The organism is Pseudomonas sp. Irchel 3H3 (assembly GCF_900187635.1).
GTDB lineage: Bacteria > Pseudomonadota > Gammaproteobacteria > Pseudomonadales > Pseudomonadaceae > Aquipseudomonas.
In genome coordinates this window covers 37,418-63,454 of record NZ_FYEC01000026.1, presented here as the reverse complement: position 1 = coordinate 63,454, position 26,037 = coordinate 37,418, and the positions used below count along the sequence as shown (strand labels likewise).

At 62.4% G+C, this 26,037-nt stretch carries 26 protein-coding genes and 1 riboswitch; of the genes, 21 read left to right on the top strand and 5 right to left on the bottom strand.

Going from position 1 to position 26,037, the window contains the following annotated elements; translation table 11 throughout:
* The first annotated feature begins 92 nt into the window (after positions 1–92).
* The 6 genes from cysM to CKW24_RS22395 all read left to right on the top strand — a co-directional run bounded on the left by cysM (position 93) and on the right by CKW24_RS22395 (position 7,461).
* The gene (gene cysM / locus CKW24_RS22420; protein ID WP_095170352.1) at positions 93–995 is read left to right on the top strand and encodes a cysteine synthase CysM; all 903 of its coding nucleotides are present in this window, start codon (positions 93–95) and stop codon (positions 993–995) included.
* The gene (gene rlmD / locus CKW24_RS22415) at positions 995–2,347 is read left to right on the top strand and encodes a 23S rRNA (uracil(1939)-C(5))-methyltransferase RlmD (RefSeq protein ID WP_095170351.1); all 1,353 of its coding nucleotides are present in this window, start codon (positions 995–997) and stop codon (positions 2,345–2,347) included. The genes cysM and rlmD overlap by 1 nt, the downstream gene beginning before the upstream one ends.
* A gap of 122 nt (positions 2,348–2,469) precedes the next feature.
* Positions 2,470–4,713: a GTP diphosphokinase gene (gene relA, locus CKW24_RS22410; protein ID WP_095170350.1), complete on the top strand. Its 2,244-nt coding sequence runs from the start codon at positions 2,470–2,472 to the stop codon at positions 4,711–4,713.
* 165 nt (positions 4,714–4,878) lie between these two features.
* Positions 4,879–5,712, top strand: a complete 834-nt coding sequence (gene mazG / locus CKW24_RS22405; RefSeq protein WP_095170366.1) for a nucleoside triphosphate pyrophosphohydrolase — start codon at positions 4,879–4,881, stop codon at positions 5,710–5,712.
* A gap of 24 nt (positions 5,713–5,736) precedes the next feature.
* Positions 5,737–6,279 (top strand): DUF2058 domain-containing protein, encoded by a 543-nt coding sequence (locus CKW24_RS22400; protein ID WP_095170349.1) that lies wholly within the window; start codon positions 5,737–5,739, stop codon positions 6,277–6,279.
* Positions 6,280–6,492: 213 nt separating this feature from the next.
* Complete coding sequence (locus CKW24_RS22395) at positions 6,493–7,461, top strand: hypothetical protein (RefSeq protein WP_143501269.1); 969 nt, start codon at positions 6,493–6,495, stop codon at positions 7,459–7,461.
* A 56-nt stretch (positions 7,462–7,517) separates the two neighbouring features.
* Here CKW24_RS22395 and CKW24_RS22390 read toward each other — a convergent pair whose 3' ends face one another.
* The 4 genes from CKW24_RS22390 to purM form a co-directional block, all read right to left on the bottom strand.
* A complete protein-coding gene (locus tag CKW24_RS22390) occupies positions 7,518–7,706 on the bottom strand; it encodes a hypothetical protein (protein ID WP_095170347.1) in 189 nt (62 codons plus the stop codon).
* Between the two features lie 274 nt (positions 7,707–7,980).
* Positions 7,981–8,694 carry a DUF3108 domain-containing protein gene (locus CKW24_RS22385; protein ID WP_095170346.1) on the bottom strand — a complete coding sequence of 238 codons (714 nt, stop codon included), beginning with the start codon at positions 8,692–8,694 and terminating at the stop codon, positions 7,981–7,983.
* A gap of 8 nt (positions 8,695–8,702) precedes the next feature.
* On the bottom strand, positions 8,703–9,353 hold the full coding sequence (gene purN, locus CKW24_RS22380) for a phosphoribosylglycinamide formyltransferase (RefSeq protein WP_095170345.1): 651 nt from the start codon (positions 9,351–9,353) through the stop codon (positions 8,703–8,705).
* Positions 9,353–10,411 carry a phosphoribosylformylglycinamidine cyclo-ligase gene (purM, locus tag CKW24_RS22375; protein WP_095170344.1) on the bottom strand — a complete coding sequence of 353 codons (1,059 nt, stop codon included), beginning with the start codon at positions 10,409–10,411 and terminating at the stop codon, positions 9,353–9,355. Before purM ends, purN begins: the two co-directional genes overlap by 1 nt.
* A gap of 386 nt (positions 10,412–10,797) precedes the next feature.
* Between purM and CKW24_RS22370 the strand changes: the two genes are divergently transcribed.
* From CKW24_RS22370 to CKW24_RS22345, 6 genes are all read left to right on the top strand, one after another.
* A complete protein-coding gene (locus CKW24_RS22370; protein ID WP_177440692.1) occupies positions 10,798–11,838 on the top strand; it encodes a DUF2066 domain-containing protein in 1,041 nt (346 codons plus the stop codon).
* A 34-nt stretch (positions 11,839–11,872) separates the two neighbouring features.
* Positions 11,873–12,946 carry an AI-2E family transporter gene (locus CKW24_RS22365; protein WP_095170342.1) on the top strand — a complete coding sequence of 358 codons (1,074 nt, stop codon included), beginning with the start codon at positions 11,873–11,875 and terminating at the stop codon, positions 12,944–12,946.
* A 146-nt stretch (positions 12,947–13,092) separates the two neighbouring features.
* The gene (gene hda, locus CKW24_RS22360; RefSeq protein ID WP_008033543.1) at positions 13,093–13,797 is read left to right on the top strand and encodes a DnaA regulatory inactivator Hda; all 705 of its coding nucleotides are present in this window, start codon (positions 13,093–13,095) and stop codon (positions 13,795–13,797) included.
* A gap of 213 nt (positions 13,798–14,010) precedes the next feature.
* Positions 14,011–14,634, top strand: coding sequence for a C40 family peptidase (locus CKW24_RS22355; RefSeq protein ID WP_095170341.1), 624 nt, complete (start codon positions 14,011–14,013; stop codon positions 14,632–14,634).
* 232 nt (positions 14,635–14,866) lie between these two features.
* Positions 14,867–15,400 (top strand): C40 family peptidase, encoded by a 534-nt coding sequence (locus tag CKW24_RS22350; protein ID WP_095170340.1) that lies wholly within the window; start codon positions 14,867–14,869, stop codon positions 15,398–15,400.
* A gap of 26 nt (positions 15,401–15,426) precedes the next feature.
* A complete protein-coding gene (locus CKW24_RS22345) occupies positions 15,427–16,089 on the top strand; it encodes a class I SAM-dependent methyltransferase (RefSeq protein WP_095170339.1) in 663 nt (220 codons plus the stop codon).
* 9 nt (positions 16,090–16,098) lie between these two features.
* Here the strand turns inward: CKW24_RS22345 and CKW24_RS22340 are convergent, their stop codons facing one another.
* Positions 16,099–17,412: a sorbosone dehydrogenase family protein gene (locus CKW24_RS22340; RefSeq protein WP_095170338.1), complete on the bottom strand. Its 1,314-nt coding sequence runs from the start codon at positions 17,410–17,412 to the stop codon at positions 16,099–16,101.
* A 137-nt stretch (positions 17,413–17,549) separates the two neighbouring features.
* Positions 17,550–17,787: riboswitch (cobalamin riboswitch) on the top strand.
* A gap of 80 nt (positions 17,788–17,867) precedes the next feature.
* Here CKW24_RS22340 and cobO point away from each other — a divergent pair.
* From cobO to cobC, 9 genes are all read left to right on the top strand, one after another.
* A complete protein-coding gene (gene cobO / locus CKW24_RS22335) occupies positions 17,868–18,479 on the top strand; it encodes a cob(I)yrinic acid a,c-diamide adenosyltransferase (protein WP_095170337.1) in 612 nt (203 codons plus the stop codon).
* Positions 18,480–18,489: 10 nt separating this feature from the next.
* Positions 18,490–19,821 (top strand): cobyrinate a,c-diamide synthase, encoded by a 1,332-nt coding sequence (locus CKW24_RS22330; protein WP_095170336.1) that lies wholly within the window; start codon positions 18,490–18,492, stop codon positions 19,819–19,821.
* The gene (gene bluB, locus CKW24_RS22325; protein ID WP_095170335.1) at positions 19,818–20,468 is read left to right on the top strand and encodes a 5,6-dimethylbenzimidazole synthase; all 651 of its coding nucleotides are present in this window, start codon (positions 19,818–19,820) and stop codon (positions 20,466–20,468) included. The genes CKW24_RS22330 and bluB overlap by 4 nt, the downstream gene beginning before the upstream one ends.
* Entirely contained in the window at positions 20,465–21,373 is a 909-nt protein-coding gene (gene cbiB, locus CKW24_RS22320) for an adenosylcobinamide-phosphate synthase CbiB (protein ID WP_095170334.1), read from the top strand. The genes bluB and cbiB overlap by 4 nt, the downstream gene beginning before the upstream one ends.
* Positions 21,366–22,367: a threonine-phosphate decarboxylase CobD gene (gene cobD / locus CKW24_RS22315; protein WP_095170333.1), complete on the top strand. Its 1,002-nt coding sequence runs from the start codon at positions 21,366–21,368 to the stop codon at positions 22,365–22,367. The genes cbiB and cobD overlap by 8 nt, the downstream gene beginning before the upstream one ends.
* Positions 22,355–23,806, top strand: a complete 1,452-nt coding sequence (locus CKW24_RS22310; protein ID WP_095170332.1) for a cobyric acid synthase — start codon at positions 22,355–22,357, stop codon at positions 23,804–23,806. Before cobD ends, CKW24_RS22310 begins: the two co-directional genes overlap by 13 nt.
* A gap of 84 nt (positions 23,807–23,890) precedes the next feature.
* Positions 23,891–24,412, top strand: a complete 522-nt coding sequence (gene cobU / locus CKW24_RS22305; protein ID WP_095170331.1) for a bifunctional adenosylcobinamide kinase/adenosylcobinamide-phosphate guanylyltransferase — start codon at positions 23,891–23,893, stop codon at positions 24,410–24,412.
* Positions 24,409–25,464 carry a nicotinate-nucleotide--dimethylbenzimidazole phosphoribosyltransferase gene (gene cobT, locus CKW24_RS22300; RefSeq protein WP_095170330.1) on the top strand — a complete coding sequence of 352 codons (1,056 nt, stop codon included), beginning with the start codon at positions 24,409–24,411 and terminating at the stop codon, positions 25,462–25,464. Before cobU ends, cobT begins: the two co-directional genes overlap by 4 nt.
* On the top strand, positions 25,461–26,036 hold the full coding sequence (cobC, locus tag CKW24_RS22295; RefSeq protein ID WP_095170329.1) for an alpha-ribazole phosphatase family protein: 576 nt from the start codon (positions 25,461–25,463) through the stop codon (positions 26,034–26,036). Before cobT ends, cobC begins: the two co-directional genes overlap by 4 nt.
* Position 26,037 lies beyond the last annotated feature (1 nt).

Genomic DNA, 26,037 nt, shown 5'->3' with positions numbered 1-26,037 from the left:
TATCAGCCATAAGCACCGTACTTTGCGTGATATGGCCCGCGCACGTTTGCCGGTATGATGGGCGCCCCCGCAGTCTGGATTGCGAATACGCCATGACCTTGCAGTACCCAACTATCGCCGATTGCGTCGGCAACACCCCGCTGGTCCGTTTGCAGCGCCTGCCGGGCGAGACCAGCAACACCCTGCTGCTCAAGCTTGAGGGCAATAACCCGGCGGGTTCGGTCAAGGACCGTCCGGCGCTGTCGATGATCACCCGTGCCGAGTTGCGTGGGCAGATCCATGCCGGCGACACCCTGATCGAGGCGACCTCCGGCAACACCGGGATCGCCCTGGCCATGGCGGCGGCGATCAAGGGTTACAAGATGATCCTGATCATGCCCGACAACTCCAGCGCCGAGCGCAAGGCCGCCATGACGGCCTACGGTGCCGAGCTGATCCTGGTCAGCCAGGAGGAGGGCATGGAAGGCGCCCGCGACCTGGCCCAGCGCATGGAGGCCGAAGGCCGTGGCAAGGTGCTGGACCAGTTCGCCAACGGTGACAACCCCGAGGCGCACTACACCACCACCGGCCCGGAGATCTGGCGCCAGACCCAGGGCACCATTACCCACTTTGTCAGTTCCATGGGCACTACCGGGACCATCATGGGCGTTTCGCGCTACTTGAAAGAGCAGAGCGCCAGCGTGCAGATCGTCGGCCTGCAGCCGATGGAAGGCTCGGCGATCCCGGGCATCCGCCGCTGGCCCGAGGAATACCTGCCGAAGATCTACCAGGCCGAGCGTGTCGACCGGATCGTCGACATGGCCCAGAGCGAAGCCGAAGACGTGACCCGTCGACTGGCCCGCGAGGAAGGCATCTTCTGTGGCGTTTCCTCGGGTGGTGCGGTGGCGGCGATGCTGCGGCTGTCCCGGGAAGTTGAAAACGCGGTGATCGTCGCGATCATCTGCGACCGGGGCGACCGTTACTTGTCGACCGGCATTTTCGATGCGCCCAACTGATGGCCAAGCAACCGAGAGGCCTGCGTTTCCAGCCCACGGGCGGCAGCAAGGCCCCGCAAATCCCGACCGGTAAAAAGCAGCGCTTGAGCATCGAGCGCCTGGCCAATGACGGTCGTGGCATCGCGTTTTTCGAAGGGCGCACCTGGTTCGTCATCGGCGCCCTGGCGGGCGAGGAGGTCGAGGCGCGGGTCCTTGGCGCCCACGGCAAAGTCGTCGAGGCCCGTACCGAACGAGTGTTTGTCGCCAATGACCTGCGCCGTCCTGCCCCCTGCGTCCATGCCGGGCGCTGCGGTGGCTGCAGCGTGCAGCATCTGCCCCATAACGAACAACTGGCCCTGAAACAGCGCATGCTCGCCGAGCAGTTGTCGAAGGTGGCCGGGGTCGAGCCCGAAGAGTGGGCTGCGCCGCTGAGCGGGGCGGAATTTGCCTATCGACGTCGCGCCCGAGTGGCGGTGCGCTGGGACATCAAGGCGAAGAAGCTGGAAGTCGGATTCCGTGCCGCGGGTAGCCAGGACATCGTCGGCATCGATGATTGCCCGGTGCTGGTACAGCCCTTGCAACCGATCATGAGCCGTTTGCCCGAGATGCTTCGGCGCTTGAGCAAACCGCAGTCCCTGGGGCATGTCGAGTTGTTCGCCGGTTCTTCGCTGGCCGTGTTGTTGCGGCACATGGCACCGCTGTCCGACGCCGACCTGAACATCCTCAAGGAATTCTGCGCCTTCCATCAAGCCCAGTTGTGGCTGCATGGCGAAGGTGAACCTCAACCGGTGGATGCCGGCCAGGCGCTGGGCTATCGACTGGAACGCTGGAACCTGGAGCTGGCGTATCGGCCGGGGGACTTTGTCCAGGTCAATGCCGCGGTCAACGAGGCGATGGTGGCCCAGGCCCTGGACTGGCTGCAACCGACGGCTGAGGAACGGGTGCTGGATCTGTTCTGCGGCCTGGGCAACTTTGCCTTGCCGCTGGCCCAGCAGGTGCGCGAAGTGGTGGCCGTGGAAGGCGTGCAGACCATGGTCGAGCGCGCTGCTGCCAATGCCGCTAGCAACAATCTGCATAACGCCAGGTTTTTTCAGGCCGATTTATCCCAGCCTTTGGCTGATGCCAAATGGGCCGAGGAACGCTTTTGTGCGGTACTCTTGGACCCACCGCGTGATGGTGCTTTCGAGGTGGTGCGCACACTCGCCTCGCTCGGCGCCAAGCGCCTGGTATACGTGTCGTGCAACCCGGCAACGCTGGCGCGCGACACGGTCGAATTGATCAAGCAGGGCTACCGGTTAAAACGTGCCGGGATCCTCGATATGTTTCCTCAGACGGCACATGTCGAGGCCATGGCGTTATTTGAAGCGAGCTAGGATGCTCGTCTGGTCCGACTGGGCCGCCCATGCCGCACTCGCAGCAGCCCAGCGAGGGCGCATGGGCAACGAAGGTCAGCGATTTGACGCATTGAATCTGCGTCGTAGGGAAGGTAAGCAAGATGGTACAGGTGAGAGCACACCAGCCGATCAACACCGACGGCAGTATCAATCTCGAGGCTTGGCTCGATCATGCGGTCAGTGTCGATCCGGCACTGGATCGCGAAGCCTTGAAGGAAGCCTGCGAGTTCGCTCGACAGGCCGAACAGCAAGACAATGCAGCGAAGAACCTGTGGTCCGAAGGCACCTCGAGTTTTCGCACCGGGCTTGAGATCGCGGAAATTCTCGCCGACCTCAAGCTTGACCAGGACTCCCTGGTCGCGGCGATCCTTTACCGTGGCGTGCGCGAAGGCCAGATCCAGCTGCCCAACGTCAGCCAGCGCTTTGGCCCGGTGGTCGGCAAGCTGATCGACGGCGTGCTGCGCATGGCGGCCATCAGCGCCAGCCTGAGCCCGCGCCAGTCCATGGTGCTGGGCACCCAGGGCCAGGTGGAAAACCTGCGCAAGATGCTGGTGGCCATGGTCGACGACGTCCGTGTGGCCCTGATCAAGCTCGCCGAGCGCACCTGCGCGATCCGCGCGGTGAAAACCGCCGACGACGAAAAGCGCAACCGGGTCGCCCGGGAAGTTTTTGATATCTACGCGCCGCTGGCCCATCGCCTGGGCATCGGTCATATCAAGTGGGAGCTGGAGGACTTGTCCTTCCGTTACCTGGAGCCGGACCAGTACAAGCAGATTGCCAAGTTGCTGCATGAGCGGCGCCTCGACCGCGAGCGCTTCATCAGCGACGTGATGAACCAGTTGCAGAGCGAGTTGCAGGCCACCGGTGTCGATGCCGACATCAGCGGCCGAGCCAAGCACATCTATTCGATCTGGCGCAAAATGCAGCGCAAGGGTCTGGAGTTCAGCCAGATCTACGACGTGCGCGCGGTGCGCGTGCTGGTGCCGGAAATGCGCGACTGCTATACCGCGCTGGGTATCGTCCACACGCTGTGGCGGCACATTCCCAAGGAATTCGACGACTACATCGCCAACCCCAAGGAGAACGGCTACCGCTCGTTGCACACGGCGGTGATCGGTCCCGAGGGCAAGGTGCTGGAAGTGCAGATCCGCACCCACGCCATGCACGAAGAGGCCGAACTGGGGGTCTGTGCGCACTGGAAGTACAAAGGCACCGACGTCAAGTCCGGCTCCAACCACTACGAAGAGAAAATCTCCTGGTTGCGCCAGGTGCTCGAGTGGCACGAGGAGCTGGGGGACATCGGTGGCCTGGCCGAACAGTTGCGGGTCGATATCGAGCCGGACCGGGTGTACATCTTCACCCCCGACGGCCATGCCATCGACCTGCCCAAGGGCGCGACGCCGCTGGATTTTGCCTACCGCGTGCACACCGAGATCGGCCACAACTGCCGTGGCGCAAAGATCAACGGGCGTATCGTGCCGCTCAACTACAGCCTGCAAACCGGTGAACAGGTCGAGATCATCACCAGCAAGCACGGCACCCCGAGCCGTGACTGGCTGAACCCGAACCTGGGCTACATCACCACCTCGCGGGCCCGGGCCAAGATTGTCCACTGGTTCAAGTTGCAGGCGCGCGATCAGAACGTCGCGGCGGGCAAGACCTTGCTCGAGCGCGAGCTCAATCGCCTTGGCCTGCCGCAGGTGGATTTCGAGAAGCTGGCCGACAAGGCCAACATGAAAACCGCCGAGGACATGTTCGCTGCCTTGGGCGCGGGCGATCTGCGCCTGGCCCAACTGGTCAACCTGGCGCAGCAACTGGTGGAGCCGGAACGCGGCAACGAACAGTTGGAGCTGATCCCGCGCAAGGCCACTGGCTACAAGCCCGGCAAGCGCGGCGACATCCAGATCCAGGGCGTGGGCAATCTGATGACGCAGATGGCCGGCTGCTGCCAGCCGCTGCCAGGCGACGCGATCGTCGGCTACATCACCCAGGGCCGCGGTGTCAGCATTCACCGCCAGGACTGTGCCTCGGTGTTGCAACTGGGCGGGCGCGAACCCGAGCGGATCATCCAGGTCAGCTGGGGCCCGGTGCCGGTGCTCACCTATCCGGTGGACATCATCATCCGTGCCTACGACCGCTCCGGTCTGCTGCGTGACGTCTCGCAAGTGCTGCTCAACGAGCGGATCAACGTGCTGGCGGTCAACACCCGCTCGAACAAGGAGGACAACACTGCGTTGATGTCCCTGACCATCGAGATTCCGGGGCTGGACGCTTTGGGGCGGCTGCTGGGGCGAATTTCCCAGTTGCCGAACATCATTGAGACCCGGCGTAATCGTACGCCATAAGACGCAAGAGCTTTATTGTAGGAGCGGGCGCCCGCTTGCGGCGCCCGCTTGCGGCTTGCTCGCGAAGGATTTGAGGGCGACGCATTTATTCAGATGACGCGCGTCATCGTTAACGTCCATCGCGAGCAGGCTCGCTCCTACAGTAAGCGGGCAGAGGCCGTTTTGATGTATTCACTTGAAGACCTGCTGCACCTCATGGCCCGTCTGCGCGACCCGCAGTACGGCTGCCCATGGGACATCAAGCAAACGTACAAGAGCATCGTCCCGCACACCCTGGAGGAAGCCTACGAAGTGGCTGACGCCATCGAGCGCGGTGACTTCGATCACTTGCAGGGTGAGTTGGGCGACTTGCTGTTCCAGGTGGTGTACTACAGCCAGTTGGCCCGAGAGGAAGGGCGTTTCGAGTTTGCCGGCGTCATCGACAGCATCACCCGCAAGCTGATCCGCCGTCATCCCCATGTGTTTCCCACTGGCGAGCTGTACGCGCCGCTGGATGTCCCGCGCCTCGACGAGGAGCAGGTCAAGCAGCGCTGGGAGCAGATCAAGGCGCAAGAACGGGCCGAGAAGTCCCAGGCACCCGAGCAGTTGTCCTTGCTCGACGATGTGCCCAGTGCGCTGCCGGCGCTGTCGCGTTCGGCCAAGTTGCAAAAGCGCGCCGGGCAGGTAGGGTTCGATTGGCCGCATGCGTTGCCGGTGCTCGACAAGGTGCGTGAAGAGCTCGATGAAGTGCTTGAGGCCATGGCCGATAACGACAAGGCGGCGATCAGTGACGAGGTCGGCGACCTGTTGTTTTCCGTGGTCAATCTGGCGCGGCACCTCAAGGTCGACCCGGAAACCGCGCTACGCGGGGCCAATGCCAAGTTTGAGCGACGTTTCCGATTTATCGAACAGGCATTGCGCGACACGCACCAACCCATAGAAAATTGCACCCTCGAAGAGTTGGACGCCTTGTGGGGCGAAGCCAAACGTCAGGAAAAGAATTTGCCCAGCTGCGGTTGAGCAGTTGCCTAAGTGAGTAAGCACATGAGCATTTCCCTTCGCGACCAGTTGCTCAAAGCAGGGCTGGTCAATCAAAAGCAGGCCAAGCAGGTCGGTAAAGAAAAGCAGAAGCAACAACGCCTGGCCCACAAAGGCCAGATCGAGCTCGACGACAGCCAGCAACGCCTGGCCCAGGAAGCCATGGCCGAGAAGGTCAAGCGCGACCAGGAGCTCAACCGCCAGCAGCAGGAGAAAGCCGAGCAGAAGGCCCGTGCCGCACAGATCAAGCAACTGATCGAAGTCTCGCGCCTGCCCAAGCTCACCACCGAGGACTACTACAACTTCGTTGACGACAAGAAGGTCAAGCGCCTGTCGGTCAACACCCTGATGCGCAACAAACTCAGCAGCGGCTCGCTGGCCATCGTGCACCATGGCGGCGGCTACGAAGTGATCCCACGTGAGGCTGCGCTGAAGATCCAGGAGCGCGATCCACAGCGCATCGTGCAGATGAACGTGCAGACCGAAGAGGTCGATGCCGAGGACGATCCGTACGCGGCCTATCAGATTCCTGATGATCTGATGTGGTAATACGATATGGGTAGTTGGCGACAACTACACATGCGTTAGTACTTCAGGCGGTCAAACATGTTGAGCCCGAAAGAGTGTATCGCTACGCTCTTTCGGGCTCTTCTGTTATACGGCGGTTAATATTTATTTATGTCTGGCTTCAGGTCGGTGTAGTACCGATCCTGCGGTTGATCTTTTAATGGCCCAGCGGCAAGGAGAGTATTTGATCTATTAATGATTCTGAGGTGCTTAATGTTTGTGACTATTGCGTCTTTGCAACAACCCACCTTTCATTCGGAATTCTCCTGGGCGCGTAAACCGGGCCAGAGCATCGTCAGTTATGTCACCCAGGAACTCGATCGGCGAGTTCAATTCGTCAGTGACAGGCTGAACCTGAGTGCCGAACTGACCATCAATGATTACGTCGACAGTCAGTGCCTGTTCTTCACCTTGCCCGAGTTCTTCTGGAACGTACCCTGGGCCAGTGCGGGCACCGAGGAGGAGCTGCTGCAGCTGAGCAGTTGTTACCTGGAGCAGCTGCCGGGGAGTATCGCGCAGCTCATCAAGTGGCTGCCGCTCAACGACTATGGCAGGGTCGTCCTGATGGCCGGCACCTGTGCCAGCTTGATCAAGGTCGAGGATCCTCAAGGTGAGTATTTTGAAGTGGTCAACTCAGTGTTGCTGGCGAGTAACTTCAAGTTTCTGGGCGACGGCTTCCCGGAGCTATCGATGTGGCCAAAGCGCCATGTTTCCGGTATCGACTTTGGCAGTAATGTCGGCAGTGATGAGTATTATTGGTACTTTCAGCTTTCCGATAACTTGAAAGTCAAAGTGCGCAAACTCAGTTCGGCGCTGTCCGAGCACAATACGGCGCAGGGTTATGGTCCGATATTATTTAACTCGATGGTCGAACAGTGCCCTTTTAGTATCAATGTGTGCCTGGACTACGCGCAGCTCGAAGAGGGCGAGCGAGATGAAGAGACGGAGCAGATCGAGGCGAAAATTGATTTCCTGATCGCCTGTGGCATGCCGTTTGATCAAAACCGGCCGTACCCGCCGAGTGTGCAGTTTGCGGTCAGGAACGATGGCATGGGCGAGGGGCGTTGTCAGTTCGCTAAAGTCAGTTCCGGCCGGATCAGCCACGAACTGCAGGCTATGAAAGTCGAGGAGACGTTGCACTTTGTGCAACTGGAACTGAGCTGAGTCTGCAGCCGCCAGCCTCGGCGCTTGGCTGGGTTGGCGGCTGCAGTTTTCAAAGGTCAGCGCGTAGCGGTTTCGCGTTGCTGCTCCAGGGTTTCCAATTCGATGCGATAGCTGTGGGCGTCGCTTTCGGAATGAAACATTCCCACCAGTAAGTCTTGTTGATGCACATCCCAGATGCGGATACCGGCGGCTACCCCTTCGTGGGACATGTGTGAATCGTCGCGTTCTGTCACTTTAACTGTCATCTGCTAGCTCCAATCCTGATTGATCTGCAGCAAGGCGTGTGCAGGCCTTTGTTATATATTTTGATAGCTTGCTAAGTAAATCGGCAGAGTCGGTAACGGTCTGTTGCAGGAATTGAGAAAATCCTGCAGCCCGCGCAGGGCGTGACATTCGGTCGCAGGCTGGAAAGTTTCATGACAGAAGTTTCATGAGCCGAAGGGCTTCGCGGGCCGGTGACGGCGAATCTACAGGCGAAAAAAAGCCCCGCTTTCGCGAGGCCTTTGGGTATTTCCAGGCTTAGCTGCCTTTGACCGACTTGCCGTTGACGGTGCCGTCCAGGAGCATGATGTTGTACTCCTTGCCGTCGGTTTCGACCTGTTGCAGGCGAACCAGCAGGTAGTCCCAGTCCTTGGCGAACCACATCACGGTGATGCGTTTGCTTTGTGTCGGGTCGCGTACGCGCTCCACCTTGATCGCGTCGATCTGGCCGGCCTTGGTGTCGACTTTCTCGGAGCCCAGGACGCGGAAGTCGTAGGTATCGACTTCGCCGTCATCGACCACCTGGTAGCTCATGCTTTTCTTGCCGGCGGCGACATCGTGCTGCAGGGCCAGCTGATAGGTAGATTTGTCGACCATGCCGCGGTTCAGCGGGATCTTGACCGCGTCACCGCGATCAGTGCCGGTGACCATCTTGGTGGTCCAGTCGAAATCCAGATCAGCCTTCTTGGCCTTGCCCAGGCCGCCACGCTCGAAATGATACGACTGCGGCAGCAGGGTGTCCTTGTCGAGTGTCAGGGTGCTTTCTTCGGTCAGGCTGGCAATCATCATGGAGGCCTTGAAGCTGAGCTTCCAGACACCATTGGCTTGTTTGGCCAGGCTGCGTTCGGCAGTGCCGCTCATCGGCAGCTGTTTCCAGTCGGCGGTGTAGCTGGCGGAGAACGGTTGAAGGTCTGCAGCCTGCGCGAGTGGCAGGGCGAACAGAGCGCAAGCGAAGAGCAGGGCGCGACGCATAAAATCTCCTAGTTACGAATCAAGTGACCGCTGGCCTCGAGCAACTGGCCATCCAGTAAAGCACCTTCTTCGCCAAGGCTCAGGCGGCCCTCGGCAAACCAGCGAACAGCCAACGGATAAATCTGGTGTTCGCGTACGTGTACGCGTTGCGCCAGACTTTGCGGCGAATCATGCAACTCTACCGGTATTACTGCCTGTACGACCAGTGGGCCGCCGTCGAGTTCCTCGGTAACGAAGTGCACGCTGCATCCGTGTTCAGTGTCGCCGGCCTCCAACGCTCGCTGATGAGTGTGTAACCCTTTGTATTTGGGTAGCAGCGAAGGGTGGATATTGAGCAGGCGGCCCTGATAGTGGCGCACGAAATCAGCGCTGAGAATGCGCATGAAACCGGCCAGTACCACCAGCTTGGGCTGGAATTCATCGATCAGTTCGATCAAGGCGGCATCGAAGGCCTCGCGGCCTTCGAAAGCCTTGTGATCCAGGGCGCGGGTGTCGATACCCGCGTCCCTGGCGCGCTGAAGGCCGTAGGCATCGGCGCGGTTCGAGATCACGGCGCGGATGCGGACAGGGTTGTCCGCATGCTGTGCGTCGTCGATCAAGGCCTGCAAGTTACTGCCGGTGCCGGACAACAGCACCACCACATCACAGGTCTTGGACATCAATGAGCCTTGAGGTTCTTCAGTTCAACCTGAGCCGCGCCTTCGGCAGCGGTGGAGATCTGACCGATGACCCAAGGCTGCTCGCCGGCTTCACGCAGTACGTTCAGCGCGGTTTCAACGTGCTCTTGAGCGACGCAGATGACCATGCCCACGCCGCAGTTCAGCACGCGGTGCATTTCGTTTTCGTCGACGTTGCCTTGCTCTTGCAGCCAGTCGAACACGGCAGGACGGGTCCAGCTCGCAACGTCAACCACGGCTTGTGCGCCTTTTGGCAGGACGCGCGGGATGTTGTCCAGCAGGCCACCACCGGTGATGTGGGCCATGGCTTTTACGGCGCCGGTGTCCTTGATCAGCTTGAGCAACGGCTTGACGTAGATACGGGTCGGCGCCATCAGCAGGTCGGTCAGCGGCTTGCCATCGAGTTCGATGTTCTCGATGTCGGCACCGGATACTTCGATGATCTTGCGGATCAGCGAGTAGCCATTGGAGTGCGGGCCGGACGAAGGCAGGGCGAGCAGGGCGTCGCCGGCGGCCACTTTCGAGCCGTCGATGATCTCGGCTTTCTCGACCACACCGACGCAGAAGCCGGCCAGGTCGTAGTCTTCGCCTTCGTACATGCCAGGCATTTCAGCGGTTTCGCCGCCAACCAGGGAGCAGCCGGACAGTTCGCAGCCAGCGCCGATGCCTGTGACCACCTGGGTGGCGGTTTCGACGTTGAGCTTGCCGGTGGCGTAGTAGTCCAGGAAGAACAGCGGTTCGGCGCCGCACACCACCAGGTCGTTAACGCACATGGCCACCAGGTCGATGCCGATGCTGTCGTGCTTGTTCAGGTTCAGTGCCAGGCGCAGCTTGGTGCCAACACCGTCGGTGCCGGAAACCAGTACAGGCTGCTTGTAGCCGGCCGGGATTTCGCAGAGGGCGCCGAAACCGCCCAGGCCGCCCATGACTTCCGGGCGCGCAGTGCGCTTGGCGACGCTCTTGATGCGTTCGACCAATGCTTCACCGGCGTCGATGTCTACACCGGCGTCCTTGTAGCTCAGGGAGGGTTGCTTGCTCATGATCCAGGCCTTTAGGGGGGATTCAGGGGTAACGACCGAGTCTGGCGGGAAGGCTGAAAGCGTCCTGGCGGGAGTGCCGCGCAAAACATTTCAGATCACCCGGCCATTGCCGGTCTGCGAAGGCGCGCGATTTTATCAGGCTTGAGGGGCAGCGGCCATCCTCGGGCCGACGGGCAGGGGCATATCGGCAAAAAAAAGCAAAAAATGCCGGCGTTGGTGATCTCGTGTGTCGCTGTATAAGGTAGAGCTGTTTACCGTCTATGGTTATGACGGAGTAAAAACTTCCAGCGATCGCGTGAATGTTTTGCTGGGGCGTGTGGTCACAGCCCTGTTCAAATTGATTCATGCGGTGCGTTCCAGCCGCTTTCTGTCGTCGGGAATCTTCCATGCGTCTGTGTAAATTGCTGTTTGCCGGTGTGTTGTCAGTGCTCAGCCTGGCCAGCCAGGCCCAAACCGTCAAAGGTCTCTATCAGGTGCGCGAACCGGTCAGCAACCAGACCCCGCAAGAGCGCGACCAGGCCACCCAGCGTGCGCTCGACACCCTGGTGTTGCGCCTTACCGGAGATGCCAAGGCCTTGCAGAGCCCCGGCCTGGCCGCCTTGCGCAAGGACCCGCAACAAATCATCAGCCAGTACGGCTACGATGCCGGGCCGCCGGAAAGCCTGCAGGTCGAATTCGATCCGGCGAGTACCGATCGCGCGTTGCGCCAGGCCGGGTTGGCGGTGTGGGGCGCCAATCGGCCATCGATCCTCGGTTGGTGGCTCAACGACTCCAGTGAAGGCTCGAGCCTGGTGGGCGACGGCCAGTCCAGTGCCGAGCCCTTGCGCCGTGCGGCCCAGCATCGTGGGTTACCCTTGCGCCTGCCGCTGGCCGACCTGAGCGAGCAACTGGTCGCCACCGCACCCAATCTGCAAGGTAGCGATGCCACTGCGCTGCGCAGCGCCTCCGAGCGTTATGGTGCCGATGGCCTGCTGGCGGTACATGCGCGTGAGGATGGCGGTGCATGGCAGGCCAAATGGCATCTGTGGCTGGGAGACCAGCGTGAGCAGGGCAGCGTGCAGGGGGCGGATAGCGCGGAGGTTGCCGACGCGGTGTTGCTGGCAGTGAGTGAGCGCCTGGCGCCGCGCTTTGCCTCCAAGCCGGGGGCGTCCGGCGAGCAGGTGCTTGAAGTGCAGGGCATGAACCTTGAACGTTATGCTGCGCTGGGGCGCTTGCTGGAGCCCTTTGGTGCCCGTTTGCAGCGGGTGGTGGGTGACCGGATCGTGTATCGGGTCAATGGCAGCAGCGAGCAACTGCGTGCGCAGTTGAGCCTGGCCAAGTTGCAGGAGGTGCCCGTAGCGGCGCCTGCGCCACTGGCCCCGGGCGCCGAGGGTACGCCTGCGGCAGTGGCGGCAGCACCCAAGGCGCAATTGAGTTTTCGCTGGTAGTTTTTCTTTTCCTATATAGAAGCAGGAGTGGTACATGGCCGATTCGCGGCGTTGGGTTTGGCTGGGTGGGGTCGTCCTGCTGTGTCTGTTCATTTATCTGTTGCACCCGATCCTCACGCCGTTCCTGGTGGCGCTGGGGCTGGCGTACCTGTTCGATCCGATGGTCGACCGTCTGGAAAAGTACGGTCTGTCGCGGACCTGGGGCGTGGTGGCGGTGTTTGCCGTGTTCACCTTGATCGTCATGGCCTTGTTGCTGGTGCTGGTGCCGATGCTGGCCAAGCAGTTGTTCAGCCTGTACGAACTGGCTCCGCAGATGCTCGACTGGCTGCAGCACACCGCGATGCCATGGGTGCAGGCCAAGTTGGGGCTGGCGGACGGGTTCTGGAAGTTCGACAAGGTCAAGGCTGCCATCAGTGAGCACATGGGGCAGACCACCGACATCGTCGGGGTGGTGCTGAGCCAGGCCACGGCGTCCAGCCTGGCGCTGATCGGGTTGCTGGCCAACCTGGTGTTGATCCCGGTGGTGAGCTTTTACCTGCTGCGCGATTGGGATGTGATGATGGCCAAGATCCGCAGCCTGCTGCCGCGTGATCGTGAGGCGCGGCTGGTGTCGCTGGCCGGCGAATGCCATGAGGTGCTGGGCGCCTTCGTGCGTGGGCAGTTGCTGGTGATGCTGGCGTTGGGGGTGATCTACGCGGCGGGCCTGATGCTGGTCGGCCTGCAACTGGGGTTGTTGATCGGCCTGATTGCCGGTCTGGCGGCCATCGTGCCCTACATGGGCTTTGTGATCGGGATTGGCGCGGCGTTGATTGCCGGACTGTTCCAGTTTGGTGGCGACCCGTACCCGATGATCGGGATTGTCGCGGTGTTCATGGTCGGCCAGGCCCTGGAAGGCATGGTGCTGACGCCATTGCTGGTGGGTGACCGGATTGGCCTGCATCCGGTGGCGGTGATCTTCGCGATCCTGGCCGGCGGCGAGTTGTTCGGCTTTACCGGGATCCTGCTGGCGTTACCGGTGGCGGCGGTGATCATGGTGCTGGTGCGTCACGTGCAAGATTTGTACAAGGATTCGGGAATGTATAGTGGGGCCCAGGGGCCCGAGGCGTGAGCGCGTCTGGCCCGATACTGGCAAGTTAACGCAAACCTTTGATTTTGCTTATGGTCTGTTGCATTGTGCGGCTGGCTTCACGGGTATAAACTTTGCAAACTTTACACAGAGGCCACTAACGGTTCCTTTGGAACTGTTCAGTCAGCATGAAACCGATTCAGCTGCCCCTAGGTGTGCGTCTGCGTGATGACGCCACCTTTATCAATTACTACCCTGGCGCCAACGCCGCTGCACTCGGCTATGTCGAACGCCTGTGCGAAGCCGACGCCGGCTGGACCGAAAGCCTGATCTATCTGTGGGGCAAGGACGGCGTGGGGCGTACGCACTTGTTGCAGGCGGCGTGCCTGCGCTTCGAGCAGTTGGGCGAGCCGGCGGTGTACCTGCCGTTGGCCGAATTGCTGGATCGGGGTATCGAGATCCTCGACAACCTCGAGCAGTACGAGCTGGTGTGCCTGGATGACCTGCAGGCGGTTGCCGGGCGAGCAGACTGGGAAGAGGCGCTGTTCCACCTGTTCAATCGGCTGCGCGACAGTGGTCGGCGCTTGCTGATCGCAGCGTCGACTTCGCCGCGGGAGTTGCCGGTCAAGCTGGCCGACCTCAAGTCCCGTTTGACCCTGGCGTTGATTTTCCAGATGCGTCCGCTGTCCGATGAGGACAAACTGCGCGCCCTGCAACTGCGTGCCTCGCGCCGCGGTCTACACCTGACCGACGAGGTCGGGCATTTTATCCTGACTCGCGGTACCCGCAGTATGAGTGCCCTGTTCGAGCTGCTTGAGCGCCTCGATCAGGCGTCCCTGCAGGCTCAGCGCAAGCTGACCATTCCCTTCCTCAAAGAAACCCTGGGCTGGTAAAACCGCGGCCTGTAGCGAGTTTCGGCAAATTTCAGGCGTCAGAAAAACCGCAGGCGAACGGCGTTCGTCATGCGTGCAGATTTAAAATGGGCTTAAGCGCTTAGATGGCGGGGCGAAACTGCAAAGTCACATTTAAATCGATTGAATTTGCAAATGAGGGTGATAGAAGGCATAGTCTCGGCTTCTTTACACAATTCAGCCACGGTCGTGCCCATGCTAAAGCGCTTCGCACCCCTCGTGCCTCTCGCACTCGTCACCCTGTTGTTTGGTTGCGCTGCACACTCCCCAGTGTCCCAGCAAGAGCCCCAGCAACAGGTCAAGAACTCTGTTACCGCGCAGTCTTCCGCTGTTTATCAGGAAGAACTGGCAACCGAAAAAGAGCTGGCCGCGTTTGCGGGCCGCAAGCCTTACCAGATGCCGGTCCTGGCCGACAGTATCCTCGAACGTGGCATGTCCCTGATCGGTACCCGTTACCGTTTCGGTGGTACCTCTGAAGCCGGTTTCGATTGCAGCGGCTTCATCGGCTACCTGTTTCGCGAAGAAGCGGGCATGAACCTGCCACGCTCCACCCGCGAAATGATCAACGTTGATGCGCCACTGGTTTCGCGCAGCAAGCTGGAACCGGGCGACCTGCTGTTCTTCGCCACCAATGGTCGTCGCGGGCGTGTCAGCCACGCCGGGATCTACCTCGGTGACAACCAGTTCATCCACTCCAGCAGCAGCCGCAGCGGCGGTGTCCGGGTCGATAGCCTGGGCGACAGCTACTGGAGCAAGACCTTCATCGAAGCCAAGCGCGCCCTCGCCATGGCTCCGACCACGGTCACTGCCCGCAAGTAAGCGGGCAGGCTGGCAAAGGCGCTCCAGGCGAGCGCCGGCCAGCGCAAAGACCATCTTCTCGGCAATACCCCTTCTTTTTGTAGTGCAAACTTAAAGTCTTACTTGAAGTTTGGCGCGTAGCCGCTAGAATCCTGATCTATTGTTGATCAACTAACCGCGTAAGCCCTGCTTACGCGGTTTTGTTTTCAGCCTCCCGGCAGTGACAGCCGCAGCCAGATCAGGATGTTCGGTAATGACGATGTCGGCCCGCCTTGCACTCATGTTCTGCGTCGCGCTGCTCAGCGCCTGTGCCAGCCGTACGCCGCCACCGGCCAAGGTGGTCCGCGCACCGATTTTTGCCCCTACCCAGAATTTCTCCCCGGCTGCCGAAGACGTGCTGTTTCGCGCCTTGGGCCTGGTGGGCACTCCCTATCGCTGGGGCGGCAATACTCCGGATTCGGGATTTGATTGCAGTGGCTTGATTGGCTATGTCTACCGGGATGCAGCGGGTATTTCCCTGCCGCGCACCACCGGTGAAATGATCGGCATGCAGGCCCCGAGCGTCGGCAAAGAGGCCCTGCAGACTGGCGATGTGATCTTCTTCGCGACCAACGGCGGCTCACGGGTCAGTCACGCCGGCATCTACGTCGGCGAAGGGCGCTTCGTGCACGCGCCGGCCACCGGTGGTACGGTCAAGCTCGACAGCTTGTCCAAAGCCTATTGGCAAAAAGCCTACCTGAGCGCCAAGCGCGTATTGCAACCCGAGCACCTGGCGCACAATCCCTAGTTCACAACGGGTTGGCAGAGGTGGTAATGACCGCGCGTACGCTCAATCTCGACGATGCCCTCTATCAGTACCTGCTCGACGTCTCGCTGCGCGAAACGCCGCTGCAACGTCGTCTACGTGACGAAACCCAGGCGCTGCCCATGGCGCGTTGGCAGGTAGCGCCGGAGCAGGGCCAGTTCCTCGCGTTGCTGGTCAAGCTCAGCGGTGCGCGCCGGGTGATTGAAGTGGGGACGTTCACCGGTTACAGCGCCCTGTGCATGGCCGCGGCCCTGCCGGACGACGGGCAACTGATCTGCTGCGACATCATTGGTGACTACAACGCCACAGCGCGGCGCTACTGGCAGGAAGCCGGCCTCAGCGAGCGCATCGAACTGCGCCTGGCGCCGGCGTTGCAGACCCTGGAGCAGATCGAGCAGCAAGGGCAGGGCGGCGCTTTCGACTTGATTTTCATCGATGCCGACAAGGCCAACTATCCGGCCTATCTGGAAAGTGCCCTGCGTTTGTTGCGCAGCGGCGGCCTGGCGGTATTCGACAACACCCTGTGGAGTGGCCGGGTCCTGGAGCGTCAACCCGAGAGTGCCGATACCCGCGCCATCCAGGCACTCAACCTGGCCTTGAAGGATGATCCGCGGGTCGACCTGTCGTTACTGCCCTTGGGGGATGGCCTGACGCTGTGCCGCAAACGCTAGGCGCTGGGGTCATTGGCGGGCGGATACCCGCCACACCTTGTTGCCCACATCGTCGGCCACCAGCAAGTTACCCTGCCGATCGATCACCACTCCCACCGGCCGCCCCATGGCCTCTTCGTCCTGATTGAGGAAGCCGCTGAGCACATCCAGCGGTTGCCCGCTTGGCTTGCCGGCACTGAAGGGTACGAAGATCACTTTATAGCCGCTGTGAGGTTTGCGGTTCCACGAGCCGTGCTGGCCGATAAACGCGCCTTCGGTGAACGGGGCTGGCAACGTGCTGCCTTCGGCGAAGGCCAGGCCCAGGGAGGCGGTGTGTGGGCCCACTGCGTAGTCCGGGGCGATGGCCTTGGCCACCTGATCCGGATCTTGCGGGCTGACGCGGACATCGACGTGCTGGCCGTAGTAGCTGAACGGCCAGCCATAGAAGCCGCCATCCTTGACCGACGTAATGTAGTCCGGCACCAGGTCGCTGCCGATCTCGTCTCGCTCATTGACCGCCGTCCACAGTTTGCCCGAGTTCGGCTCCCAGGCCATGCCATTGGGATTACGCAGGCCGGAAGCGAAAATCCGCTGATTGCCGGTGGCACGATCCACCTCCCAGATAGCGGCGCGGCCCTGTTCCTGCTCCAGGCCGTTTTCCCCGACATTGCTGTTGGAGCCCACCGTGACATACAACTTGCTGCCGTCCTGGCTGGCAATGACGTTTTTGGTCCAGTGGTGATTCAGCGTGCCACCGGGCAGGTCGATGACTTTCATGGGTTTGGTGGTGATCGAGGTTTGTCCCTCGACATAGTTGAAGCGCAGCAAACGATCGGTGTCGGCGACGTACAGGTCGTTGCCGACCAAGGTCATGCCAAACGGCGAATTGAGGTTTTCGATAAAACTGCTGCGGGTTTCGGCCACGCCATCGTGGTTGCTGTCGCGCAGCAGGGTGATGCGGTTGGCGCTGGGCACCGCGGCCCCAGCGCGGTCCATCACCTTGCCCATGACCCAGCCACGGATGCCCTTGCCATCTTCAGGCTTGGCTGGCGCATTGGTTTCTGCGACCAGTACATCGCCGTTGGGCAGCACGTAGAGCCAGCGCGGATGCTCCAATCCTTCGGCAAAGGCGACTACCTGGGTGCCGGGCGCTGCGGTCGGCTTGGCGCCATTGGCCCAGCCGACAGCGGGCGCGATGTTGACCGTCGGTATCAGGGTTTTGTTGGGTTCAGGCAGCTTGGGCGAAGACCCGGTGCCATCCTCGACCCTGAGGCTCGAGGATTCTCCACAGGCGACCAGGCCTGCGGCCAGGGCGATGACACCAACGAGGCGGGACGTGGACATGCGGCTCTCCCTTTGAATGCACTGCTTAAGCCATAGAGGCGTCAGCATGACCTTAGGTTCAATTCGTCAGGTGGCGCTTTGCATTCTTGCTGCCGATTAGCCCGGCTTTAATTGACGCTCCACCCCCAACCCACTAACCTTCGCGACTTGTTTCAGGTGCTCGGTGACCCCAGGGTCGATCGAGTGAAACAGGGAAGCCGGTGAGCGCGCGTTCTATGACAGAACGGGTGACGATCCCGGCGCTGCCCCCGCAACGGTAAATGAGTGAAAACGACGCTTTGAGCCACTGTATCGGTGTCCGATATGGGAAGGCGCGTCGTCCGGCCAGCGCGCCACTCATGAGCCCGGAGACCGGCCTGATCCATCCAGCGGCATCACGGTGGGCGATGCCAGGCTTCTTGCCGTCTATTTCTATGCCTGCCCGCCGTTATCCAGCCTCAACGGAGAGCTCCCCCATGACTGATTCCCCTGATCGTGACGAACGCCATCTGGCGCGCATGCAGCGCAAAAAAGCCGTGATCGATGAACGTATTGCCAACTCACCCAACGAATGTGGCCTGCTGCTGGTGCTGACCGGCAACGGCAAAGGCAAGAGCAGTTCGGCGTTCGGCATGCTCGCCCGCGCCATGGGCCATGGCATGCAGTGCGGTGTGGTGCAGTTCATCAAGGGCCGCAACAGCACGGGCGAGGAGCTGTTCTTCCGGCGCTTCCCGGAGCAGGTGCGGTTTCATGTGATGGGCGAAGGGTTCACCTGGGAAACCCAGGACCGCCAGCGCGATATCGCCGCTGCCGAGGCCGCCTGGCAGGTGTCCCGCGAACTGCTGCGCGACCCGGCCATCGGCCTGGTGGTGCTCGATGAGCTGAACATCGCCCTCAAGCATGGCTACCTCGATCTCGATCAGGTGCTCAGCGACCTGCAAGCCCGCCCGCCGATGCAACACGTGGTGGTTACCGGCCGCGCGGCCAAAGAGCAAATGATCGAACTGGCTGACACCGTCACCGAAATGGGCGTGATCAAGCATGCGTTCCAGGCCGGGATCAAGGCGCAAAAAGGCGTCGAGCTGTGAGCCTCTTTTCATGACCAGCAGTCGTTTTTGCCCGGCGGTACTGATCGCCGCGCCAGCCTCCGGGCAGGGTAAGACCACCGTCACCGCGGCCCTGGCCCGTTTGCACCGCAATCAGGGGCGCAAGGTCCGGGTGTTCAAGTGCGGCCCGGATTTTCTCGACCCGATGATCCTCGAGCGCGCCAGTGGCCAGCCGGTGTATCAGTTGGACATGTGGATGGTCGGCGAGCAGGAAAGTCGCCGGCTGTTGTGGGAAGCCGCGGCCGAGGCTGACCTGATCCTGATCGAAGGGGTCATGGGCCTGTTCGACGGTACCCCGTCCAGTGCCGACCTGGCGCGCCACTTCGGCGTGCCGGTGCTGGGGGTGATCGACGGCACCGCCATGGCCCAGACCTTTGGTGCACTGGCGTTGGGCCTGGCGCGTTATCAGCCGGACTTGCCGTTTGCCGGCGTGCTGGCCAATCGGGTGGGCACCCTGCGCCACGCTCAGTTACTCGAAGGCAGCCTTACCGAAGGCTTGCGTTGGTATGGCGCATTGTCCCGGGAGACCGGGATTGAATTGCCGAGCCGGCACCTGGGCCTGGTACAAGCCAGTGAGCTGAACGACCTCGACCTGCGCCTCGATGCAGCCGCCGAGGCCTTGGGTAGCAGTTGCCAGGTGGCCTTGCCGCCCGCAGTGGAATTTGCCGCGCCCGACGTGATCCCCGCCGAGCCTTTGCTGGCCGGTGTGCGGATCGCCGTGGCCCGGGATGAAGCCTTTGCTTTCACCTATGGCGCGAGCCTGGACTTATTGCGTGCGATGGGCGCCGAGCTGCGGTTCTTCTCGCCGATCCGCGACAGCCAGTTGCCAGAGGCAGATAGCCTGTACCTGCCTGGTGGCTACCCGGAATTGCACCATGTGGCCTTGTCAGGCAACACCGCGATGCTCGATGCCATTCGTGGCCATCACGCCGCCGGCAAGCCGCTGCTCGCCGAATGCGGCGGCATGCTGTATCTGCTGGATTCCCTGACCGACGTGCAAGGCACGCGGGCCGAACTGGTGGGTTTGCTCAAAGGCGATGCGACGATGCAAAAACGTCTGGCGGCGCTGGCGCTGCAGGCGGTCGAGCTGCCGGAAGGCGCGTTGCGTGGGCACACCTATCACCATTCCCTGACCAGCACCGAGCTTGAGCCGATTGCGCGTGGACTGAGCCCGAACGGCGGGCGAGGAGCGGAGGCGGTTTATCGTGAGGGGCGGATGACGGCTTCTTATGTGCACTTTTATTTTCCGTCCAATCCCAGCGCTGTAGCCGCGTTGTTTGCGCCAGACCCGGTGGGAGCGAGCTTGCTCGCGAAGAGGCCATGAGCAATAACGCATTCTGCGAAGCCGAACGCGCAGCGGTTTACCGCGCCATCGCCGAGCGCCGTGACATGCGCCACTTCAGCGGTGGCACGGTGGAGCCTGAGCTGCTGCGTCGTTTGCTTGAAGCTGCGCATCAGGCGCCCAGTGTTGGCCTGATGCAGCCATGGCGCTTCATTCGCATCAGCGACCGGACCTTGCGCGGGCAGCTCCAGGCGCTGGTGGAGGAGGAGCGCATCCGCACCGCCGAAGCCCTCGGCGAGCGCAGCGATGAGTTCATGAAACTCAAGGTCGAAGGCATCAATGACTGCGCCGAAGTGCTGGTTGCCGCATTGATGGACGATCGCGAACGGCATATTTTCGGCCGCCGTACCTTGCCGGAAATGGACATGGCGTCGTTGTCCTGTGCAATCCAGAACCTCTGGCTGGCCTCCCGTGCCGAAGGCCTGGGCATGGGCTGGGTTTCGCTGTTCGAGCCCCAGGCACTGGCCGATCTGTTGCAACTGCCGGCCGGAGCCAAGCCCGTGGCGATTCTCTGCCTGGGCCCGGTCAAGGCCTTTTACCCGGCGCCGATGCTGGCCCTTGAAGGCTGGGCGCACGTGCGTCCGCTGCATGAACTGCTGTACGAAAATGTCTGGGGAGTGAATCAATGAGTGTGGCGTTGTTGAGTGTCGCTGCCGTTGCGCTGGATGCGCTGCTGGGCGAACCCAAGCGCTGGCATCCGCTGGTGGCGTTCGGTCGATTTGCCGGGCGCATCGAGCAGCGTTTCAATTCTGCCGGGCGTGGCTGGCGCAGTCATGGAGTCACCGCGTGGGTGCTGGCCGTGGTGCCGCTGACCCTGCTGGCCACGGCGTTGTCCTGGCTACCCTACCTCGGCTGGATCGTCGAGATCCTGGCCCTGTATTGCGCCCTGGGCTTGCGCAGCCTGGGCGAACACGTCGAGCCGGTGGCCCAGGCGCTGCGCAGCGATGACCTGGACGAAGCGCGCACCCGTGTCAGTTACCTGGTCAGCCGCCAGACCAGTGAGCTGGACGCCACTGAAGTGGCTCGCGCGGCCACCGAGTCGGTCCTGGAAAATGGCAGCGACGCGGTGTTTGCCGCGCTGTTCTGGTTTGCCGTGGCCGGGGCGCCCGGGGTGGTGCTGTATCGCCTGAGCAATACCCTGGACGCCATGTGGGGCTATCGCAACGAACGTTTCGAGCGCTTCGGCTGGGCGGCGGCGAAAATCGACGACGTGCTCAACTACATTCCCGCACGCCTGGTGGCCCTGACCTACGCTGTGCTCGGCAAGACCCGGCTGGCCCTCAAGTGCTGGCGCACCCAGGGACCGACCTGGGACAGCCCGAATGCCGGCCCGGTGATGGCTGCCGGGGCTGGGGCGCTGGGCGTCGAGCTGGGCGGGGCGGCGATCTATCATGGCGAGCTGCACCAGCGTCCACCCTTGGGCGAAGGCGTGCCGGCGGACGCCAGCTCCATCGACCGTGGCTGGCAGTTGGTCCAGCGCGGGGTATGGTTATGGCTGTTGATCCTCTGTGTGGGGGCTGAGTTTTATGCTTGAACACGGTGGCCGCCTGCGCAAGGCGGCGTTGCACTATGGGATTGCCGAAGCCGACTGGCTCGACCTCTCCAGCGGGCTGGCGCCCTGGCCGTGGGAAATCCCGCCGATTCCCGCCAGGGCCTGGGCCCGCTTGCCGGAAACCGAGGACGGCCTGGAGCAGGCCGCCCGGCAATACTATGGCGCGACTCAGTTGCTGCCGGTCGCCGGTTCGCAGATGGCCATCCAGTTGCTGCCGCGTTTGCGGCGGGCCGGCAAGGTCGGCGTACTGTCGCCTTGTTACGCCGAACACGCCGAAGCCTGGCGGCGTAACGGTTACATCGTGCGCGAGGTGTTGGAGCAGGAGGTGGAATTTTTCATCGACAACCTCGACGTGCTGGTGGTGGTCAATCCCAACAATCCCACGGGCCTTAGCCTGACCCCGGAGCGCCTGCTCGACTGGCATGCCCGCTTGGCGCAGAGAGGCGGCTGGCTGGTGGTGGACGAAGCGTTCATGGACAACACCCCGCACCTGAGCCTGGCGTCTTTCGCCCATCAGGTCGGGCTGATCGTGTTGCGCTCCTTCGGCAAGTTCTTCGGCCTGGCCGGGGTGCGCTTGGGGTTTGTCCTGGCCGAACGGCGGCTGCTCAATCTGCTCGCCGAGCAGGTGGGCCCCTGGGCGGTTGCCGGGCCGACGCGGGTGCTGGGGCAGGCCTGCCTGCTCGACAGCGAAGGTCATCGCCGACAACGCCAGCGTAGCGAAGAGGCGAGCGAACGCCTGGTCGAACTGCTGGAGCGCCATGGTTTCAAGCCTCAGGGCGGCTGCGCGCTGTTCCAGTGGTTGAGCACCGAACGGGCCGAGCACTTGTATGAATTCATGGCGCGCCAGGGCATTTTGCTGCGCCTGTTCAGCCACAACAGCAGCCTGCGCTTTGGCCTGCCAGCCGACGAAACCGACTGGTTGCGCCTGGAGCGAGCCTTTGTCGCCTACGCCAAGGAAACCCCATGCCAACGTTGATGGTTCAAGGCACTACCTCCGATGCCGGTAAAAGCACCCTGGTCACGGCGCTCTGTCGTTGGGCGACACGCCAGGGAGTGCCGGTGGTGCCGTTCAAGCCGCAGAACATGGCACTCAACAGCGCTGTCACCGCCGACGGTGGCGAAATCGGTCGGGCCCAAGCGGTACAGGCCCAGGCTGCGAACCTCGAACCCCACACCGATATGAACCCGGTGCTGCTCAAGCCCAACAGCGATACCGGCGCCCAGGTAATCATTCACGGGCGCGCGGTGACCAGCATGAATGCCGTCGCCTACCACGACTACAAGGCCATCGCCATGCAGGCGGTGCTCGCCTCGCACCAACGCCTGAGCGCGGCCTATCCGCTGGTGATGGTGGAAGGGGCGGGCTCGCCGGCCGAGATCAACCTGCGGGCCGGCGACATCGCCAACATGGGGTTTGCCGAGGCTGTCGATTGCCCGGTGGTATTGATTGCCGACATCAATCGTGGTGGCGTCTTCGCCCATCTGGTGGGCACCCTGGAGTTGCTCTCGGCCAGTGAGCAGGCGCGGGTCAAGGGCTTCATCATCAACCGTTTTCGCGGTGACATCGCCTTGCTGCAGCCGGGCCTGGACTGGCTGGAGGCGCGGACCGGCAAGCCGGTGATCGGAGTCTTGCCGTATGTCATGGACCTGCACCTGGAGGCCGAGGACGGCATCGACCAGCGCCAGGCCGACAAGGCCGAACAGGTACTTAAGGTGGTGGTGCCGGTATTGCCGCGCATCAGCAACCACACCGACTTCGATCCGCTGCGCCTGCACCCCCAGGTCGACCTGCAATTCGTCGGGCCGGGCCAGGCGATACCGCCTGCCGACCTGATCATCCTGCCGGGCTCCAAGAGCGTGCGCAGCGACCTTACGTACCTGCGCGCCAATGGCTGGGACACCGCCATCGCCCGTCACCTGCGCTACGGCGGCAAGCTGCTGGGCATCTGCGGTGGCCTGCAAATGCTCGGCACGCAGTTGCATGATCCGCTGGGCCTGGAAGGGGCCGCGGGCTCCAGTGCCGGGCTCGGCTTGCTGGCCTTCGACACGCTGCTTGAGGCCGAGAAGCAGCTGCGCAATGTGCGTGGTCGCCTGGTCTTGGAAAACGCCGAGGTCAGTGGTTATGAAATTCATGCCGGGGTCACCCGCGGCGTGGCGCTGGAGCAGCCTGCTGTATTGCTCGACGATGGCCGCAGCGATGGCGCCCAGAGTGCCGATGGACAAGTCCTCGGGACTTACCTGCACGGCTTGTTCGAGTCCCCGGCGGCGTGCAGTGCACTGTTGCGCTGGGCCGGGCTTGCGGATGTGCAGGCAGTCGATTATCACGGCTTGCGCGAGCGCGATATCGAGCGCCTGGCGGACCTGGTGGAGAAGCATCTGGATACCGGGTTGTTGCGTGAGCTCTGTGGTTTGTAGGTTGACCGGCCTGGCCTCTTCGCGGGCAAGCCCGCTCCTACACAGAGCCGCCGACCCTGATACCGCTCATAGAAGGTTAAGACCATGCTGCAATTGATCCTCGGCGGTGCCCGTTCCGGCAAAAGCCGCCTGGCTGAAAAACTCGCCGCCGACAGCTCCCTGGCGGTGACCTACATTGCCACCAGCCAGCCGCTGGACGGCGAAATGAATGCCCGGGTCGCCCATCACCGGGCACGCCGCCCGGCCGAGTGGAGCTTGATCGAGGAACCCCTGGAGCTGGCTCGGGTACTGCGCGAAACCGCCAGTGCCGAGCGTTGCCTGTTGGTGGATTGCCTGACCCTGTGGCTGACCAACCTGCTGATGCTCGACAACCCCGAGCGTCTGGCCCAGGAGCGTGAAGCCCTGCTGGACTGCCTGGCGTCGTTGCCGGGAGAGGTGATTCTGGTCAGCAACGAAACCGGAATGGGGGTCGTGCCACTGGGCGAATTGACTCGCCGTTATGTCGATGAAGCCGGTTGGTTGCATCAAGCCCTGGCTGAGCGCTGTCAGCGTGTCGTGTTGACCGTCGCCGGCCTGCCCCTGACTTTGAAAGGTACTGCGTTATGACTCAATCCTGGTGGCTGAACCCGTGCAAGGCGGTTGATCGCCAAGCCCTGCGAGATGCAGAGCAGTTGCAGCAGCAACTGACCAAGCCGGCCGGTTCGCTGGGGCAGTTGGAAACGCTGGCGGTGCAGTTGGCGGGGTTGCAAGGCCGGCTCAAGCCGAGCGTGAACCAGTTGTGGATCGGGATTTTTGCCGGTGACCACGGGGTGGTGGCCGAAGGTGTCTCGGCCTTTCCCCAGGAAGTCACCGGGCAGATGTTGCGCAACTTCGTCAACGGCGGCGCGGCCATCAGCGTGCTGGCGCGCCAACTGCAAGCCCGGCTGGAGGTGGTCGACCTCGGCACCGTGACCCCGTCGCTGAATCTGCCGGGGGTGCGCCACCTGCACCTGGGCCCTGGCACCGCCAACTTCGCCCGTGGCCCGGCGATGACTCCGGCCCAAGGCGCACAAGCCTTGCAAGCCGGGCGCGACACGGTGTTGCGAGCCCTGGCCGAAGGCGCGGAGCTGTTCATCGGCGGCGAGATGGGCATTGGCAATACCACCGCGGCCAGTGCCTTGGCCTGTGCCTTGCTGGATTGCCCGGTGGCCCACCTCACCGGCCCGGGTACCGGCTTGGACACAGCGGGTGTCAGCCACAAGACCCAGGTCATTGAACGCGCCCTGGCCTTGCACGCGGCGCAGCGAGGTGATCCGTTGCAAACCCTGTTCAACCTCGGCGGCTTTGAAATCGCCGCGCTGGTCGGCGCTTACCTGGCCTGTGCCCAAGAGGGGCTGGCGGTGCTGGTGGACGGCTTTATCTGCAGCGTCGCGGCCCTGATTGCCGTGCGCCTCAATCCTGCGTGTCGCGAGTGGCTGCTGTTCGGCCATCGCGGGGCGGAGCCGGGTCATCGGCATGTCCTGCAAGCGTTGAACGCGCAACCGCTGCTCGAACTCGGCTTGCGCCTGGGCGAGGGCAGTGGTGCGGCGCTGGCGGTGCCCTTGTTGCGCCTGGCCTGCGACCTGCACGGGCAGATGGCGACATTTGCCGAGGCGGCGGTTGCCGATCGCCCGGCATGACCTTGCATCTGGACCTGCTACGCCACGGTGAAACCGAACTGGGCGGCGGCCTGCGCGGCAGTCTGGATGACGCGCTGACGCCACTGGGTTGGCAGCAGATGCGCGACGCCGTCGTAGGCGCTGGCCCGTGGGACCGCCTGGTGAGTTCGCCCCTGCAACGCTGTGCGCGGTTTGCCGAGGAACTGGGCGCGCAACTGGGCCTGCCGGTAAGCCTGGAGCAGGACCTGCAAGAGCTGCATTTTGGCGCCTGGGAAGGGCGCAGCGCGGCGGCGTTGATGGAGACTGACGCTGATGCCCTTGGCCGTTTCTGGTCGGACCCTTATGGTTTTACCCCGCCCGAGGGCGAGCCAGTCAGCGACTTTTCGGCGCGGGTGTTGGCGGCGGTGCAGCGCTTGCACCAGGCCTATGCCGGTGAGCGGGTGTTGCTGGTCAGTCATGGCGGTGTCATGCGCCTGCTACTGGCGCGCGCGCGCGGGCTGCCTCGCGAGCAGTTGCTGAACGTCGAAGTCGGCCACGGCGGGCTGTTTTTTCTGCGGGTCGAGGCTGACGCCATGCTTCGGGAAGAGGCGTAGA